The following is a 16,602-nucleotide window of genomic DNA, read 5'->3' on the forward strand; positions in this document are numbered from 1 at the left end:
CCTCAATGCCCCACGGCGAAGGCAATCGGCGCCGAACGGGCCAGGCCGCCACGGCACTTGAGCACGCGCAGCTGTGCCGGCCGGGCATCGATGGCGATGCGCAGGGCCGCCGGCGAAGGGTTGATCGCTTCACTGAGGGGGCGATAGGCGAAGGCCAGGGTCTGGCCGGTTTCCGCCGCCACCTGCAAACGGCGCAAGGCACGATCATCGGCCTTGTGCGGCCAGCACAGCACCGCGCCGCAACTGCCCGAACGCAGGCATTGTTCCGCGGCCCACAGCGCATCGCGCTCGCTGGCCCGGATGATCGACAGCTGACGCAGATCGACCCCGGCACCCTGCCACGCCTGGGGATACGGCACATAAGGCGGCGCCACCAGCACGATGCGTTCGCCCGCCGCCGACAGCCGTGCCAGCGTCGGCCACACCAGTTGCAACTCGCCCACGCCCTGCCCGGCCAGCAGGATTTCCGTCAGCGCCGCCTCCGGCCAGCCGCCGCTGGGCAATGCCGCGTCCAGTGCCGCATGCCCGGTAGGCTGCGGGCTGGCGGCCGGCGGCGCAGGCCGGCCCCTCCAGACCTGGCCGCCATTGAACAGCGTATCCAGCGCAACGACGGCACCCATCAGCCTTGCCTCACCAGGCCACAGAACACGCCTTCGATGGCCAGGTCCTGATCGGCGTGCACAATGATCGGCTGGTAGGCCGGGTTGCGCGGCAGCAGGCGAACCACATCGCCGACCCGCTCGAAGCGCTTGATGGTGACTTCACCGTCGAGCCGCGCCACGACGATCTGCCCGTTGAGCGCCTCGGGGTTGCGGTGCACGCCTACCAGATCGCCGTCGAGAATGCCGTCCTCGATCATCGAATCACCGCGCACCCGCAACATGTAGTCCGGCACCCGCGAGAAGATCGACGGATCGAGCAGCAAGCGGCTATGGATTTGCGCATCGACCCCGATCGGCGCACCAGCCGCCACCCGACCAAGCACCGGGATGTCCAGCAACTCGGGACGCGGCGGCTGCCCGAGCAGGCGAATGCCCCGGGCCTGATGCGGGTTGACCTCGATAAACCCGGCTTCGGTCAGCGCCAGCACATGCTTGCGCGCCACACTGCGGGAGGCGAAACCGAACGCCTCGCTGATTTCAGCGAGGCTCGGAGGCTGACCGTGCTCGGCGATGCGATCGCGGATAAAGGTCAGGATGGCGGTACGGCGGGGAGTCAGAGTCGTCATGGAGTACACTTGTACTCTTTTGGCATTTATCTGGCAAGGACTTGTAGGCGCTGTCGGCTGCGATCTCTTGGGACCAGAGCAAAAAGATCGCAGCCTGCGGCAGCTCCTACAGGAGCCAGGTTCAGCCAGGGAGACCACGGATAAAACCTGCCGCTCGTCGCTTTTCTGAAAAAATCAGCATTTGAAGAAAATAAAAATCCATAAAAAAGTACAAAACGCGCACTGACTCCGACAGAAGTATCTTACTCAACATAGCAAGATCATTTCTGTGCGCCGAAAACTAAAACACCGTTTCAAAAAGGAATTCCACGGATCCACATTTGAACCCACACCCACTAGAACCAAACCGAACCATTAAGCGTCCCAATCACATGTAGGAGACATCTTAAAAAGCCATAAGAAACCCCCTACAACATCACTTGCACCCAACATCAAAATCAACTAATCAATACCCGACAGCAAACCACAAACGAAAGCGAACTAAAAAAACAACCTCAGGGCGATACCATTCAATGACTAAAAACATTTTACCCAGAGTGCTCTCCCTAACCTCCATATTCATCAAAGAACAACTAAAAGAACCCATCGCCTTTTTATGGATCATGATATCCCCTTGTGCAATGTTCTATTTTTTTGCAACAACCAGGCAAGACCCCAACTATTTCTCCAGCAATTACATTACGATTTCGGCATGGTTTTATGCCTACATCTCTTCAAGTGTCGCACTATTCGGATTCGCCTTTTACATAATCGGAAGAAGGGAAAGCGGATTCACCCGATCATTTATTTATTCCAGGGAATCAAAACTGATTTTTCTTTTGTCGCACTTCATTGCCTACTCGCTAATTTCAATATCTTATTGCGCAACCTTTTACTTGACAACCAAACTTCCATTTGGAACCTACGCCTTCGATGAACTACTGAATCTCGCACTACGCTTCTACATCTGCTTTATCATGTTTTGCGCGATCGGGGCTGCCTTCTCATTGCTACCGATCAATTTTCAGAACTCGAACACTTTGCTTTCCATTTTTTCGTTCTGCATATTGATCCTCGGAGTAATGAGTGCCAGCAGACCAAACCCCATCACCGACGCTTTGAACCTCGCAAACCCACTGACACTTGCAAGCCAAATAATGGAACAAGGCATTGAATCCAACAAACTCATCACAACTGCAATAGTTCTTTTGTTTGTTTTTGCATTGTACAAAACGTTCAAACACCTAAGAATAAATCCCGTATGGAGCCGGTACTGATGAAAACATTCACGGCACAGAACATTGACTTCTCCTATACAGACACGCCCCTCTTGACCCAGGCATCTCTTGAGGTCGCTCAAGGCGACATTGTCGGCATTCTGGGGCCCAACGGATCTGGAAAAACAACTTTTTTCGATATCGTCTGCGAGCTTAAAAAAGCAAAGTCCGGCTTCATAAAAAACGACTTCAGTCGCTTTTTATACCTTTCCCAGATCATCTCCACTCCCCCACCGCTGCGCATGCGCGACATTTTTAAAATGGTATCTGCGCTGTCATCAAACGAGCCCATGACACAAGATAAAATCCTGAAAAAACTAAGTGCCTGGAGCCCAGCGATAGTTGACCGATACCAGGACATATGGAACAAAAAGTCATCGCTATGCAGCTACGGAGAGACACGCTGGTTCTTTACGCTTTCCCTTCTTTCAATTTCTGCAGACTTTGTGATTCTCGACGAACCTACTGCCGGTGTAGATCCCGAATTTCGTCACTATATCTGGCAATGTCTTCACGGCGCTGCCAGGGAGGGCACCGCCATTCTGGTTTCCTCGCACAATGTTGATGAAGTCATTAACCATTGTGATTATTTTTATATGATCAGCCAGCAACGCTTCAATCGCTTTAACAACGGCCGTGAGTTCATGCAAAAGTATGGAGTAAAGACTGTGGACGATGCGTTTATCCGGGCCGTTACTGAACCTGTATTCGCAACATAAACCACTGGAAGCGCACGGGGGAGCTGCCGCAGATCGCGACAACTCCCGAGGAATGGAATTCGATTCAGTCGGTAAGTCCAGCCAGATACGCCCACGGATAAATCCCCCGCTCATGCCCATCGCTGAAGACCAGTTGCAGGCCATAGCCCTGCGGGTTCAGTTCGATTACCCGAACCCGGGCATCCACCAACGGTGCCATCCCCCGCAGCCGAAACGCCCGGCACTGCGAACATGGACACTGACGACGCAGTTCGGCGTGGTCCAACCACTGTTCGCGGCCATCAGGCCAGTTCAATCGCAGCTGCTGCCTACTCTGCGAATTACCCACCGCCAGCGGATTCATTGCAGTTGACTCAAGGCAATGCGCACGGCCTTGCGCACTTCCGGGTCGCCGTCGTGTTGCGCGGCCTGCAATGGCGCAATGGCCCGTGGGTCGTTCAGTTCGCCGAGGGCCAGCGCGGCTTCCTTGCGCAGGTTGCTGATGCGGTGGCCGAGGGTGTCGATCAGCGCTTCGAGCGCCGGTCCATAACGCAAGCGACCGAGGCTGCGGGTGGCGCGCAGACGCACCTGCCAGTAATCGTCACCCAAGGCGTCGATCAGGGCCGGGCCGGCGTCGGGGTGGCCGACTTTGCCCAGGGTGGTGGCGGCTTCTTCGCGGACTTGCCAGGCAGCGTCCCGCAAGGCCTGGCGCAGGGCCGGCAGCACCTGGGCGTCAGACGCCAGGCCCAGCGCCCCGGTGGCGGCCCGCCGCACGTCGGTGTCCGGGTCAGCACTGGCCAACCGTGCCAGTGCCGGCAAGGCATCAAGCTGCTTGAGCCAGCCGAGTACGCCCACCGCCTCGCGGCGCACGCTGGCGCTTTCATCGTCCAATGCAGCGGCAGCCGCTGCGGCGGCATCGGGGCAACGCAACTCGCGCAACGCCCTGAACGCGGCAATGCGTACGCCGCTGTCGGCGTGCCCGGTCCACGGCAGAATGACCCGGCCCGCCGCTTCGCTCTTGAGCAGGCTGAGGCTTTGCGCAGCAGCCGCCTGCACCGCCGGGGATGGATCCGTCAGGGCCTGGCACAAGGCTTCGACCACGGGCGCGTCCTCCCAGGCTTCCAGCAACCGGGCGGCTTCGGCGCGCACCTCTGCCATCGGGTCTTCGGCCAGTCGATCGATCAACCACTGCAGGCCGTCCGGTTCCTCAAGATCGGCCAGCTCGATCAGCGCGATCCGGCGTACGCCGGGGTCGTCATCGGTCAGGCGTGGTTGCAGGGCCAGAATGTCGTCGTTATCGGTTACATCGAATAGTGAGGTCATAGGGCAAATCGCGGCAGTTTGTTTTCAGGGGGAAGTCCGAGCGGGTTCAGGCGCGGCAGTTGCCGGCCGTCTTCGTGCCGCAGGAGTTCGAGGCAATGGCGCTTCAGATGCGAGAATTCAGGACGGGTCATCAGCTCCGTGCTGCGCGGCCGGGGGAAGTCCAGGCGCAGGTCTTCGATGATTCGCCCGGGGCGCGAGCTCATGACCAGCAAACGGTCGGCGAGGAACAGCGCTTCGTCGATGTCATGGGTGACAAACACCACGGTGGTGCGGATGCGCGTCCAGATGTCCAGTAGCAGCTCCTGCATGTTCAACCGGGTCAGGGCATCGAGGGCGCCGAAGGGCTCGTCCATCAGCAACAGGCGCGGACGGTTGACCAGCACCCGGGCGATTTCCACCCGCTGCTGCATGCCGCCGGACAATTGATCGGGCCAGCGCCCGGCAAACTCTTCGAGGCCCACCAGGGCAAGGATTTCATCCGCCGCCTTGAGTCGTTCGACCTTGCCGACGCCGCGCATTTTCAGGCCGAACGCCACGTTGTCACGCACCGTGCGCCACGGAAACAGCGTGTGCTGCTGGAACACCATGCCCCGCTGTGGCGATGGCCCCGACACCGGCGCGCCATCCACGCTCAAGCTGCCGGTGCGCGGTTGCAGGTGACCGGCCAGCGCCCCGAGCAAGGTGGATTTACCGCAACCGGACGGCCCGAGGATGCACACGAACTGCCCCGGTTCGATCTGGCAGTCGAGGCCCTGCACCGCTTCGAAAGCCCCGTGGCCCTCGCCCAGGCTGATGGACAGCCCGCGGATATCGATACGCCCTTCCAGGTGTTGAAAAACGCTCATCAGGCTTTTCCTCGTGGTCGATGCCAAGGCGTGAACAGCCCGCCCAGACGCTTGATCAGCAGGCTGCTGCCCATGCCGAGCACGCCGATCAGCAACATGCCGACGACGATGTCGGCGTAGTTCTGGATGGTGTAGGACTCCCAGGTGTAATAGCCGATGCCGAATTGGCCGGAGATCATTTCCGCCGTCACCAGGCAGAACCACGAGGTGCCCATGCCGATGGCCAGGCCGGTGATGATGCTCGGCGCCGCGCCCGGCAGAACGACCTCCAGCAGGATGGCCCGGCGCCCTGCCCCGAGGCTTTTCGCCGAGGCGATCAGCCGTGGGTCGACGCCTTCGACGCCGTGCACGGTGTTGAGCAGGATCGGGAACAGGGCGCCGGTGAAGGTGATGAACACCATCGACAGTTCCGACGAGGGAAACATCAGGATCGCCAGGGGAATCCAGGCCACGGCCGGGATTGGCCGCAGGACTTCCAGGGGCGGCAGCAACAGATCTTCGGCCCATTTCGAGCGGCCGATGGCCAGGCCCAGGGCGACGCCTATGATCAGCGCCGCGACGTAGCCGGCGAATACCCGGCCGAGGCTGCTGCCCAGGTGCTGGGCGAGTTTGCCCGAGTCGCCCAGGCCGAGGGCGGCTTCGATGACCGCCAAGGGGGTCGGGACGTTGGCGAAGGTCACCAGGCCAAGGTTCCAGTGGTGGCTGGCGGCGAGTTGCCAGAACAGCAGGCAGAGCAGCAGTGAAGCGGCTCTGGGAATCCAGCGTAAAAATGATCGGTACACAATTCTTCCTCACAACCCTGGACCCTTGTGGGAGCGGGCTTGCTCGCGAAAGCGGTCGGACATTCAACATTGATGTCGACTGACCCACCGCTTTCGCGAGCAAGCCCGCTCCCACATTTGATCGAGTCGTTCTAGGGATTAGCGAGCGGCTACGACCTGGGTCGTGGCATCGGAGAAGTCGAATACTTTGCCGCCCTGGGCGGTGGCGAACTGTTGGGCCTGGCCTTTGAGCAGGAACGCGCTCAGCCGCCCTTTCCCGTCGGTGGCAAACCACGCCTGATCCGCCAGCAACTTGATCCCGCTGTCGCTGGCCTGGGTGTACACCGCACGGATGCTCTTGCCTTCCTGCTTCAACGCTGTCAGCGCGGCAAAGGCCGACTCCGCTGAGGCGTACTGACGGACTTTCGGCTCGCCACGCACCCAGATTTCCGCTACATGGCTGAAGTCGGTGATGGCTTTGCCGCTTGCCGCATCGACGGACTTGAGCGGCGTCTGCTGGTAATTTCCAAGCTGCGCGCTGTAGTCCAGGTTCGAGGCCTTGAAGGCAGCGCGGATGTACTGGTCGTCGATGAAGGTATTGAGATCGAGACCGCGATCGGCCTTCTTCAACAGCTTGAGGGTATCGATGGCGGTGCCCACGGCCTGGCGGTATTCCGGCTTCCAGCTCAGGTCGCGGGTCTGCACGCCGAGGGGGCCATGGAACAGGTAGTTGACCTCGGCATCGACCCCGGTGACCTTGGCGATCAACTCGCTGTATTTCTCCGGTTCAGCCGCCAGCAGCTGGTTGGCTTCGATGCTCGCCCGCAGGTAGGCGACGACGATTTCCGGGTACTTTTTCGCATAGGCCTGATCGACCAGCGCACCGTGGAAGGTCGGCGCATCGGCCTGGGAACCGTCATAGATCTTGCGGGCGAAACCACGGCTGGGGAACAGCTCGGCGAAGGGTACGAAGTCGGCGTGAGCATCGATCTTGCCGGCCTGCAACGCGGAGCCGGCGACTTCCGGCGGCTGGGCGATGATGTTCACGTCCTTGAGCGGGTCCCAGCCCTGGGCCGCGACGGCGCGCAGCAGCATGCCATGGGCGGTGGAAGCGAACGGCACGGAAATCGTCTTGCCCTTGAGTTCGGCCAGCGACTGCACGCCCGACGCACTCGGCACCACGATGCCGTTGCCACTGCCCTTGGTGCTGCCCGACAACACGCTGATGAACAGGCTGTGCTTACCCGCCGTTTCGAAGGCCACGCCGTTGAACGCACCGGGGAAATCGGCCATGGCGCCGAAGTCGAGTTTGCCGGCGACCATCTCGTTGGTCAGCGGTGCGCCGCTGGTGAAGTTTTTCCACTGCACCTCGTATTGGGCGTCTTTGTAGGGGCCGTCGTGGGGCAGGTATTTGTCCAGCAGGCCGAGTTCACGAATCAACAGGCCACCGGCGGCGCAGTTGATGGTGGTGTCCTGGGTGCCGATGGCAATGCGGATGGTTTCGGCCGAGGCCGACAGGGTGAACGAAGCCAGTACCAGACCGGCCAAAGCTGCACGCAACATCATGAGTGTTTCCCCTCGAATCATTTATAGGATGTTCGTCTCCGCCACGATCAGGGCGTGGTGGGAAACGAGGGGTGTTCTGGATCAGGCGTCCGGTGGTTGCCGGATGGCGTTTTGGGTTGTCAGGGCTGGCCTCATCGCTGGCAAGCCAGCTCCCACAGGTTTCGTGGGTGTAAGCAAGACCGGTGGCCGACAGAGACACTGTGGGAGCTGGCTTGCCAGCGATGGCGTCCTGTCAGTCAGCGCAATAAATAAGGGATCTCCACTTTCACCGCCCCGGTCGGGCAATCCTTTTCACAGGGCATGCAGTACCAGCATTCGTCGAATGCCATGTAGGCCTTTTGCGTGGCGGGGTTGATCGCCAGCAGGTCCATCGGGCAAACGTCGACGCACACGATGCAGCCTTTGTGGGCGATGCATTTGTCTTCATCGACCGTGACCGGTGCGTTGGAGCGGAAGAAGATTTCCTGGGGTTGGTAAGCCATGTTCGGTCTCTCTTTTGTGGTCGGCATCAAGCCGCATCGGCACCGACCCGCAGCCGGTCGTAAGCCTGCATCTCGTCGGCCTCCAGCGGGATGATGTAAGGCTCGACGGCTTTCCTGAAACTGCTCATCAAACCGTTTTCGTCCTTCTTCAGGTGGCAATGGCAGAACCAGTCGCGGTCGTTGCGTTGCGGGTGATCGACGCGATGGTGGTAAAGCCCCCAGCGGCTTTCGGCGCGGAACAATGAAGCGCGGGCGGCCATTTCGGCGCAGTCGCGGATCATGCTGACTTCCATGGCACGCATCAGTTCGTGGGCGTTGTGGGCCTTGATCTGGTCGAGGTCGCGCTGGATGTCGCTGAAACGTTGCAGGCCGATCTGCATCTTCTTTGTCACTTTCGGCGGTTGCAGGTAGTCGTTGACGAAACGCCGCAGCTTGTACTCGACCTGGGCCGGTGGCAGGCCGTGTTCGCGGTCCAGCGGTGCATAGACCCGCTGTTTTTCACTTTCGATCTGCGCGGCATCCAGCGCGGAAAACTCACGCCCGGCGACAAAATCCGCCGCGTTGTTGCCGGCAAACCAGCCATAGGTGAACGCACCGAGCATGTAGTTGTGCGGCACTGCCGCCATGTCCCCCGCCGAGTACAAGCCCTTGACCGAGGTCTCGGCCTTCTCGTTGACCCACACCCCCGACGCCGAATGCCCGCTGCAAAAGCCGATTTCCGAGATGTGCATCTCGACCATCTGCGTGCGGTAGTCGGTGCCGCGATTGGCATGGAACTGGCCACGGCTCGGACGCTCGTTGCTGTGCAGGATCTCTTCGATGTTCTGGATGGTTTCCTCGGCCAGGTGATCGAGCTTGAGGAACACCGGACCGTTGCCGCTCTCCAGCTCCTGATGGAACTCCCACATCATCTGCCCGCTCCAGTAGTCGCACTCGATGAAGCGTTCGCCCTTGTTGTTGGCGGTGTAGCCACCCAGGGGGCCGGTGACGTAGGCGCAGGCCGGGCCGTTGTAATCCTTGATCAGCGGGTTGATCTGGAAGCATTCCAGGTTCGCCAGCTCGGCCCCGGCGTGGAAGGCCATCGAATAGCCGTCGCCGGCATTGGTCGGGTTTTCGTAGGTGCCCATCAGGTAGCCCGAGGACGGCAGGCCCAGGCGTCCGGCGGCACCGCAGGCGAGGATGACCGCCTTGGCCTTGATCACATGGAAGTCCGCCGTGCGGCAATCGAAACCCATCACGCCGTTGACCGCGCCCTCTGCATCCGTCAACAAACGCGTGCACACCAGGCGATTGGTGATACTCACCCGCGCGCGCTTCAACTGCCGGTACAGGACTTTCTTGATGTCGTGCCCTTCCGGCATCGGCAACACGTAAGCGCCCATGTGGTGGACCTTTTTCACCGCGTAGTCGCCGGTTTCGTCCTTCTCGAATTTCACGCCCCAGCGGTCCAGTTGCTCAATGGTTTCGAAGCTGTGGGTGGCATAGGCGTACACCGCCGCCTGGTTGACGATGCCGTCGTTGGCGATGGTGATTTCCTTGGTGTACTGCTCTGGGGTCGAGTGGCCGGGAATGATCGCGTTGTTCAGGCCGTCCATGCCCATGCTGATCGCGCCGCTGCGCTTGACGTTGGCTTTGTCGATCAACAACACCCGCAGGTCGCGGTTGCGTTCCTTGGCCTTGATCGCCGCCATCGGCCCGGCGGTGCCGCCGCCGATCACGACGATGTCGTATTCCTGCTCCAACGTGCTGCGCGTCATGCCTGATCCCCTTTTTGCCGGTCGATCCGCAGGCGGTACTGGAAGGCATCGCCACGGTAGTAAAGGTGTTCGAAGTCCACTGGCCGACCTTCGGCGTCGTGGGTCAGACGCTCGATGCGCATGATCGGCGAGCCGGGCTCGACGTTCAGCGCCTGGGTCAGGTCGCTGTCGGCCAGTACCGCATCGATGGCCAGGTCAGCGTGACCGAGCGCCAGGCCGCAGTCGTTTTCCAGGATCAGGAAAATGTCGCGGGTGACCAGGTCGGCTTTTTCCAGGCGCTCACCAACAGCTTTGGGCAGGTAGGTGATTTCCAGGGAAATCGGCTCGCGATTGATCAGGCGCACCCGTTTGATCTGCGCCACGACCTCGCCTTCGTCGACCTGCAAACGCTCGGCGACCAGCTTGTCGGCAGCAATGAACTTGAAGCTGCGCAGGCGGTTGATGACCTCGTAGCCGCGACCGGTCATGGACTCGGCCAGGCCTTGCAGGGTGCTGACGTTCTGGAAGGTTTTCGGCTTGGCGACGAAAGTGCCCTTGCCGTGGATCTTGAAGATCAGCCCTTCCTTTTGCAGGTCACCCAAGGCCTGGCGCACGGTGATGCGGCTGACCTTGAACAAGGCGCCAAGTTCGCTTTCGGAAGGCATCTGGCTGTCTTGCGGGTATTCGCCGTCGAGGATGCGGGCGCGCAGCACGTCTCGCAGCTGGGTGTGCAGCGGGACGCTGCTCAGGGATAGAACGTTATCGGGCATGGCAGATCACTTGTTATAACGAGTTATGACGTGATCTTAGAGAGGTTATGACACGCTTGAGAAATACCGAATGCGCATAAGGTTAGATTCACCACCGTCCCTGTGGGAGCGAGCCTGCTCGCGAAAGCGGTGTGTCAGCCGACAAAATATTGCCTGACACAATGTCTTCGCGAGCAGGCTCGCTCCCACAGGGGATCATGTTTGGTCTGAGGGATCAGTGCCGCTTGAGGATCCGGTCCATCACCCAATCAGTCTTCAGCGCCTCTGCGGCCACCGCAGGATGCTGCGCCTCACCACGAATATGCGCATTCATGCCCAACACGTGGTGCCACTGAATGTGCGCGTGATGCTCGATGGTCAGGCTGAGGTGCTCGTCGGCGTGCAGCTCGACCGGGTGCTCATCGAACACTGAAAAGCTGATCCGGCCTTTGCTGCCAATCACTTCAACCCGGTCTTCGCGGCGATCGGCGACGAAGTTCCAGCAGCCCATCCCCAGTGCCCCGCCGGCAAACCGCCAAGTGGCGCTGACGGCATCTTCGGCCGCGTACAAACCGGCCTGCCGTGCAGTGAGCCCGGCGACTTCGACGATATCGCCGAACAGGAACTGAAACAGGTCCAGGCCATGGCTGGCCAGATCGGCGAAGTAGCCACCACCGGCAATCGCCGGATCGGTACGCCAGTTGTTCGCGCCCGCAAGATCCGCTGCCGACGGGGCTTTGGTGAGGGTCCAGCTCAAGTGCCGGACCTCGCCGATCCGCCCCTCCTCCAGCCATTGCCGCACTTGCCGGAAGCGTGGCAGCGAACGCCGGTAATAGGACACGAACAGATGCAACCCGGCATCGGCAAACACCTGTTGCATCTCGCGACTTTGCCCGGCGTTGAGCGCCATCGGTTTCTCGACGCAGCAATGCTTGCCGGCGGCGGCCACCTGCAAGGCATAGGCGTGATGGCTGTCGGGCGGTGTGGCGATGTATACGGCGTCGACCTCGGGATCGTTGATCAGCGCTTGCGCATCGGTATAAACCCGCGCGATGCCGTGGCGCGCGGCGTAGTCGGTGACGACTTCCAGGCGCCGCCCCATCACCGCCACCAGCGCCGATCCGGGCGCCTTGTAGAAGGCCGGCGCGCTTTTGCGTTCAGCGACACTGCCACAACCGATCATGCCCCAGCGCACCAGGTTCATAGGCTCTCCTTGCCGTTCAGTCGATACGCAATGCGCGCAGGTCCAGTCGACCGTCCTTGAGCGGCGGGCACCAGTAGTAGCCACCGGTGACCGGACGGCTGATGCGGTACAGGCCGTCGGTGATGCCGTCTTCCAGGCCACTCATGCGGCGCAGCTGGGCTTCGAAGGCGTCGAGGGAGAAACCGAAGGCCAGGAACATCAGGCCGGCGCGGTCACCTTCGATCCACGGCATCGAGCGGCGCACCACGAAGGCCTCAGGCGCAAAACTTTCCTGGGCGGTGCGTTTGACGTGGGCGGAAACCGGCGCATCGTCGATCTCTTCGTTATCGCTCAGGCGGCGGCCCATGATGTTGTCTTTCTCATCCGCCGACAGCCCATGGAAACCTTTCAAGTCATGCTGCCACTGCTGGATCGCGGCGAAGCTGCCACCCACCAGGCCGTCCGCGCCTTCAGCCACCAGTGCGGCGGCCACTGCGGCTTCGTCGTGCGGGTTTTCGGTGCCATCTTCGTAGCCGGTCAGGTCATGGCCGGTCATGTGGCGGAAGGTTTCGTTCATCTGCACCAGGCGCAACGCCGGGGCCAGTGCCGCGGCGATGGCGTTGCTGCGGTTGAGCAACTCGCCACGATCTTCACCGTGCAGCCAGCACCAGAGCGCGTGTTGGGTCGACGGATTGTCGACGCCGACGCCCGTCAGCGCCGGGAACGGCCGCAGACCTTCGATCTGCCCGTCCAGCGCCTTGACCAGGGACTCGCCGAAGCCGGCCACCACCGACTTGCCGTCCACCAGCCCTTGCAGGTTATCGAGCGCGGCCGGCAGTGCAGCGGCGGATTCGAGCGCGAAGAACATATGGCGGGCTTGAGGTGGAACGGGGGTGGCGAGAATGCCCGGCTGGTAATGACTCATATGAACTCCTTGAAAAAGAGCATGGAGTTTAACCGGTGTGTGAGGTTTTGTGTGCCGTCGGAGGTCAGGAACCTGTGGCAAAGGGGGCTTCTGTGGTGAGTAGGACTCTGGGTGAGCGGGCTTCTGTGGCGAGGGGGCTTGCCCCCGTTGGAGCGCGAAGCGGTCCCCTACATTTCCAGTCATACCGAGGCGGCAGGTTTTGGGGCTGCTTCGCAACCCAACGGGGGCAAGCCCCCTCGCCACAGAAGCCCGTTCACCACAGATTCCTACTCACCACAGAAGGATTAAACAACGCTGGGGCTTTCGCTGCGGAACGCACTCGGGCTCATGCCGGTCCAGCGCTTGAACGCCCGGCGAAAGCTGCGTACGTCGCTGTAGCCGACTTCCTCGGTGATGCGTTCGATGGACATGTCCGGGTTGGCCAGCAGGCTCATGGTGCGGGCCTGGCGCACTTGTTCCAGCAGCGCTTCGAACGTCAGCGCGTGTTCGGTGAGGCGGCGACGCAAGGTGCGGCTGCTCATGTTCAGGTCGCTGGCGATTTTCTCGATGTGGCTGCCCTCGGTCAGGTCCCGGGCAATCGCCCGTTCCACCGCCTGGATCAGGTCCATTTTCTGGTGCACCTGCGCGGCTTCCAGTTCGAGCAGTTTCACGGCCTGACGCAGGGCCAGGGAGTGGTGATTGGGCAATTGGACGTCCAGCCAATGCCCATCGATCACCATGCGGTTTTGCAGGCAACCGAAACGCACATCCGGCCCCAGCAGGCGCGAATATTCGCCAAGATAGTCCGGCGCCGCATGGATGAACTCCACGGCCATCGGCTTGAAATCCGCCCCGACCAGCGCCCGGCCGTACACCAGCAGGCTGGCGAAAAACTCCTCGACCGCGAACAACTGCACGTCGGCGAACGGCAAGCGGCATTCCACGTCGACAAAAACCCGGTCACCCGCCTCCTCCACACTGGACACGACAATGCCGCCCGAGGTGTGTTGATGGCGAATGCCCAGTTCAAAGGCATCGCGCAGGGTCTTGCACAGCGACAACACATGCCCCAACAGCCCCAGCGTGCCGAGCACATTCTGCGCGCCGACCCACAAGCCCAGCCCCTGATTGGGCAAGGCCTTGAGCGCACGCTGAATCATGGCCACGGCCTGGCGATAGGAAATGCGCTGCGCCGGATCCTGAAGGTCTTCAAGGTCAAACCCCAACCCTCGGCACAGGCTCTGCGGGTTGATGCCTTTGTGCTCGGCGACTTCGGCCAGGGTTTGCAGGAGAAACGGCGACACCAGCGCCAGTTCAAAGGTGGGATCGATCACTTTCATTTGCATGGGGCCATACATTCCGGGACGAGCATCATTCTTATTTTTGTAACCGGTTATGTCGAAGGAAGTTAGCACAGCGTTCAAAGGCTGTCCGCAGAAGTCCCCCTAAATGGCCGCCAATACCCTGCCTTGCAGGGCGCGGACAGCTTATTTCTATGGGGCGGCCCTCGTAGGGATGCCGGACAGCCCGCCAACAATAATAATGAGTACACCCATGATCGCGACTCGCACGACACTTCCCCTGATGGTCATCAGCCTGGCCGGCGTCTGCGCCCTGCAACCGGCCCTGGCCACCGAGGCTGGCGTGGACAACATCGGCCCCGGCACCGACGGCTTTTTCATGTTGCCGCTTTCGCCCGACAGCCTTCCGGACAACATGGTTGCGTTCAACCTCTACTACAACCACTACAAGGCCACGAAGCTGAACATCAGCTCCCTCGGCGGCAAGGTGCCGAACGTCGAGATCGAATCCACGGCCGTCATCCCGCGCCTGGATTACCTCAGCCCGGTGCGGGTGTTTGGCGGCCGGCTGGCCGGCTACATCGCGCAGCCTTGGCTCAAGCAGGAAGTCTCGGTGTTCGGCCTGCCGCAGGACACCCGCGAAGGCATGGGCGACACCACCATCGCGCCGATCATTCTCTGGGACATGGGTCCGAACCTGACCCTCGGCGCCGCCATTGAAGTCACGGTGCCGACCGGCGAATACAGCGTCGATCGCCTGGCCAACACCAGCAACAACTTCTACACCTACAAACCGCTGTTCTCCTTCACCTGGCTACCGTCGGACAGAACCGAGGTGTCGATGAAGACCACCTACAGTTTCAACGAGAAAAACAAAGACACCGATTACAAGTCGGGGCAGATTTTCCACATCGACTACTCGGCCAGTTTCAAGATCACCGACGACCTGATGTTCGGGCTGAACGGCTACTACCTCAAGCAAACCACCGATGACAAACAGTTCGGCCACACCGTGCAGTTCAACGGCCAGGACGTGAACGACGGGGTGCGTGGCCAGGTGTTTGCGATTGGTCCGGCGCTGCACTGGACCTTTCTCAAGTACGCCAGCGCGGAGATTCGCTGGGCCAAGGAGTTCGACGTGGAAAACCGGCCTGAAGGGGAAATGCTTTGGGCCAAGGTCAGTATTCCCTATGCGTTTTGACTGAGCTGACGCCTTCGCGGGCAAGCCCGCTCCCACATTTGGAACGCATTCCCCTGTTGAAATGCATTCCCCCCTGTGGGAGCGGGCTTGCCCGCGAAGGCGCCGGAACAGTCAACCAACATACTTCAGGAATACACCGGCCAGCTATCCACAATCTTCCCCCCCCGAACCGCCAGCAAATCCCCAAACTGCAACAACACCGCCTCCGTCTGGGCAGGCCGCAAGAACACCTGGTCCTCAACCCCAAGCCCCACCGCCGCCGAACCATTGACCATCTCCTGGTTCGAACTGCGGCCATACACACCATTGCTCTGCAACCCCGCCGGCGATTCGAACTCCGCCATCCAGTTGCCGCCGTAGATAAAAAACGTCTCGCGCTGATTGGTGTCCCACCAGGAAAACAGGCTGGATTTGTCATCCAGCGCCGGAATGTTCACTGCCCCGGTGCTTTTCAACACCGGCGTGGCGATGTAAGCGGCCGGCACATGCTCCACCAGTGACGGCAAGTCATAGTGAGTGGGCTTGAGCATCGCCGTCCCCACCGACACTTCGCTGCTGAGTCGCTCTTGCTCATGCATGCGATAGCTCGGGCTGCCGGCCGTATTGAGGGTCAATCCTTCTCGCCATAAACCGGGGTACTGCTGACGGGTGAGATCGACGCAGCGCTGATAGATCACCATCACCTTGGCGAACAGCTCTTCGGGCGAACCCAGAATCCCCGGCACGCCCATGCCCACGAACGGGTCGTAGCCCATGAACCCGGCGAACTCCAGGTGCTGCGGGTGCTGGCTGATCAGCGTCAGCATCTGCCCCAGTACGCCCAGGTCGCTGATACCGCCGCGATGCAGCCCGACATCCAGTTCGATGTTCACCCGCACTCGCGTGCCCAGCCCCTGAACCAGGGCGAGGTATTGCTGCAAACGCTCCGGCGTATCGAGCAGCCATTGCAATTGCTTCGAAGGGTCGAAAGGCCCCTTGTGCGACTGATAGAACAACTGCGCCGAACGCACCGGCAGCGGCTTGCCCAGCAGAATATCGGCCTCGGGAAACTGCACGGCGTCATGATTGAGAAAGGGTTGGTGAAACGACATCAGGCGTTGCGTGCCGGCGCGCTGGATGATGTAGGCCAGAAGCCCCGGTGCCGGCAGTGACTTCTCCACCAGCCGCAGGTGTTTGCCGCCACGCTTGACCGATTGCATCACCACGTCGACGTTGTGATCCAGCCGATCAAGGTCGATCAGCATCACCGGCCGCATCGGCCCGTGGTCCTTGAGCTCGCGGTTGAGCAGGCGGAAATAGTCGCTGTAAGGCGCACCACGGTCACCCGGCCGCAGCCACGCCCCGACACCCGCCAACAAGGCGCCGACGC

The 16,602-nt window shown here is 60.8% G+C and carries 16 protein-coding genes; 2 read left to right on the plus strand and 14 right to left on the minus strand.

Features of this window, described 5'->3' with window-relative positions; all coding sequences use genetic code 11:
• Nucleotides 1-2: 2 nt before the first annotated feature.
• Nucleotides 3-620, minus strand: a complete 618-nt coding sequence (imuA, locus tag KW841_RS18465) for a translesion DNA synthesis-associated protein ImuA (RefSeq protein WP_007973327.1) — start codon at nt 618-620, stop codon at nt 3-5.
• On the minus strand, nt 620-1,237 hold the full coding sequence (gene lexA / locus KW841_RS18470; RefSeq protein ID WP_007973328.1) for a transcriptional repressor LexA: 618 nt from the start codon (nt 1,235-1,237) through the stop codon (nt 620-622). The genes imuA and lexA overlap by 1 nt, the downstream gene beginning before the upstream one ends.
• Before the next feature lie 1,246 nt (nt 1,238-2,483).
• Here lexA and KW841_RS18475 point away from each other — a divergent pair.
• Nucleotides 2,484-3,203 (plus strand): ATP-binding cassette domain-containing protein, encoded by a 720-nt coding sequence (locus tag KW841_RS18475; protein WP_218478873.1) that lies wholly within the window; start codon nt 2,484-2,486, stop codon nt 3,201-3,203.
• A 64-nt stretch (nt 3,204-3,267) separates the two neighbouring features.
• Here the strand turns inward: KW841_RS18475 and KW841_RS18480 are convergent, their stop codons facing one another.
• The 11 genes from KW841_RS18480 to KW841_RS18530 form a co-directional block, all read right to left on the minus strand.
• Nucleotides 3,268-3,546, minus strand: a complete 279-nt coding sequence (locus KW841_RS18480; RefSeq protein ID WP_218478875.1) for a DUF971 domain-containing protein — start codon at nt 3,544-3,546, stop codon at nt 3,268-3,270.
• Complete coding sequence (locus KW841_RS18485) at nt 3,543-4,505, minus strand: HEAT repeat domain-containing protein (protein WP_218478877.1); 963 nt, start codon at nt 4,503-4,505, stop codon at nt 3,543-3,545. Before KW841_RS18485 ends, KW841_RS18480 begins: the two co-directional genes overlap by 4 nt.
• Nucleotides 4,502-5,350, minus strand: a complete 849-nt coding sequence (locus KW841_RS18490; protein WP_218478880.1) for an ABC transporter ATP-binding protein — start codon at nt 5,348-5,350, stop codon at nt 4,502-4,504. The genes KW841_RS18485 and KW841_RS18490 overlap by 4 nt, the downstream gene beginning before the upstream one ends.
• Nucleotides 5,350-6,132 (minus strand): ABC transporter permease, encoded by a 783-nt coding sequence (locus KW841_RS18495; RefSeq protein ID WP_218478882.1) that lies wholly within the window; start codon nt 6,130-6,132, stop codon nt 5,350-5,352. Before KW841_RS18495 ends, KW841_RS18490 begins: the two co-directional genes overlap by 1 nt.
• A gap of 138 nt (nt 6,133-6,270) precedes the next feature.
• The gene (locus KW841_RS18500; protein WP_218478884.1) at nt 6,271-7,677 is read right to left on the minus strand and encodes an ABC transporter substrate-binding protein; all 1,407 of its coding nucleotides are present in this window, start codon (nt 7,675-7,677) and stop codon (nt 6,271-6,273) included.
• Nucleotides 7,678-7,913: 236 nt separating this feature from the next.
• On the minus strand, nt 7,914-8,159 hold the full coding sequence (locus tag KW841_RS18505; protein ID WP_218478886.1) for a ferredoxin family protein: 246 nt from the start codon (nt 8,157-8,159) through the stop codon (nt 7,914-7,916).
• Between the two features lie 26 nt (nt 8,160-8,185).
• Nucleotides 8,186-9,916, minus strand: a complete 1,731-nt coding sequence (locus KW841_RS18510) for a fumarate reductase/succinate dehydrogenase flavoprotein subunit (RefSeq protein ID WP_218478888.1) — start codon at nt 9,914-9,916, stop codon at nt 8,186-8,188.
• Nucleotides 9,913-10,665, minus strand: a complete 753-nt coding sequence (locus KW841_RS18515) for a GntR family transcriptional regulator (protein WP_218478890.1) — start codon at nt 10,663-10,665, stop codon at nt 9,913-9,915. The genes KW841_RS18510 and KW841_RS18515 overlap by 4 nt, the downstream gene beginning before the upstream one ends.
• A gap of 214 nt (nt 10,666-10,879) precedes the next feature.
• Nucleotides 10,880-11,848 carry a Gfo/Idh/MocA family protein gene (locus tag KW841_RS18520; protein ID WP_218478892.1) on the minus strand — a complete coding sequence of 323 codons (969 nt, stop codon included), beginning with the start codon at nt 11,846-11,848 and terminating at the stop codon, nt 10,880-10,882.
• Nucleotides 11,849-11,864: 16 nt separating this feature from the next.
• On the minus strand, nt 11,865-12,752 hold the full coding sequence (locus KW841_RS18525) for a Dyp-type peroxidase (protein WP_218478894.1): 888 nt from the start codon (nt 12,750-12,752) through the stop codon (nt 11,865-11,867).
• Between the two features lie 284 nt (nt 12,753-13,036).
• On the minus strand, nt 13,037-14,077 hold the full coding sequence (locus tag KW841_RS18530) for an AraC family transcriptional regulator (protein ID WP_218478895.1): 1,041 nt from the start codon (nt 14,075-14,077) through the stop codon (nt 13,037-13,039).
• A gap of 238 nt (nt 14,078-14,315) precedes the next feature.
• On the opposite strand from KW841_RS18530, the gene KW841_RS18535 reads away from it, so the two are divergent.
• A complete protein-coding gene (locus KW841_RS18535) occupies nt 14,316-15,233 on the plus strand; it encodes a transporter (protein ID WP_256357877.1) in 918 nt (305 codons plus the stop codon).
• A gap of 125 nt (nt 15,234-15,358) precedes the next feature.
• Here KW841_RS18535 and KW841_RS18540 read toward each other — a convergent pair whose 3' ends face one another.
• On the minus strand, nt 15,359-16,567 hold the full coding sequence (locus KW841_RS18540) for a DSD1 family PLP-dependent enzyme (RefSeq protein ID WP_218478995.1): 1,209 nt from the start codon (nt 16,565-16,567) through the stop codon (nt 15,359-15,361).
• Between the last annotated feature and the right edge of the window lie 35 nt (nt 16,568-16,602).

This window comes from Pseudomonas sp. PDM28 (genome assembly GCF_019219115.1).
Taxonomy (GTDB): Bacteria; Pseudomonadota; Gammaproteobacteria; order Pseudomonadales; family Pseudomonadaceae; genus Aquipseudomonas; species Aquipseudomonas laurylsulfatiphila.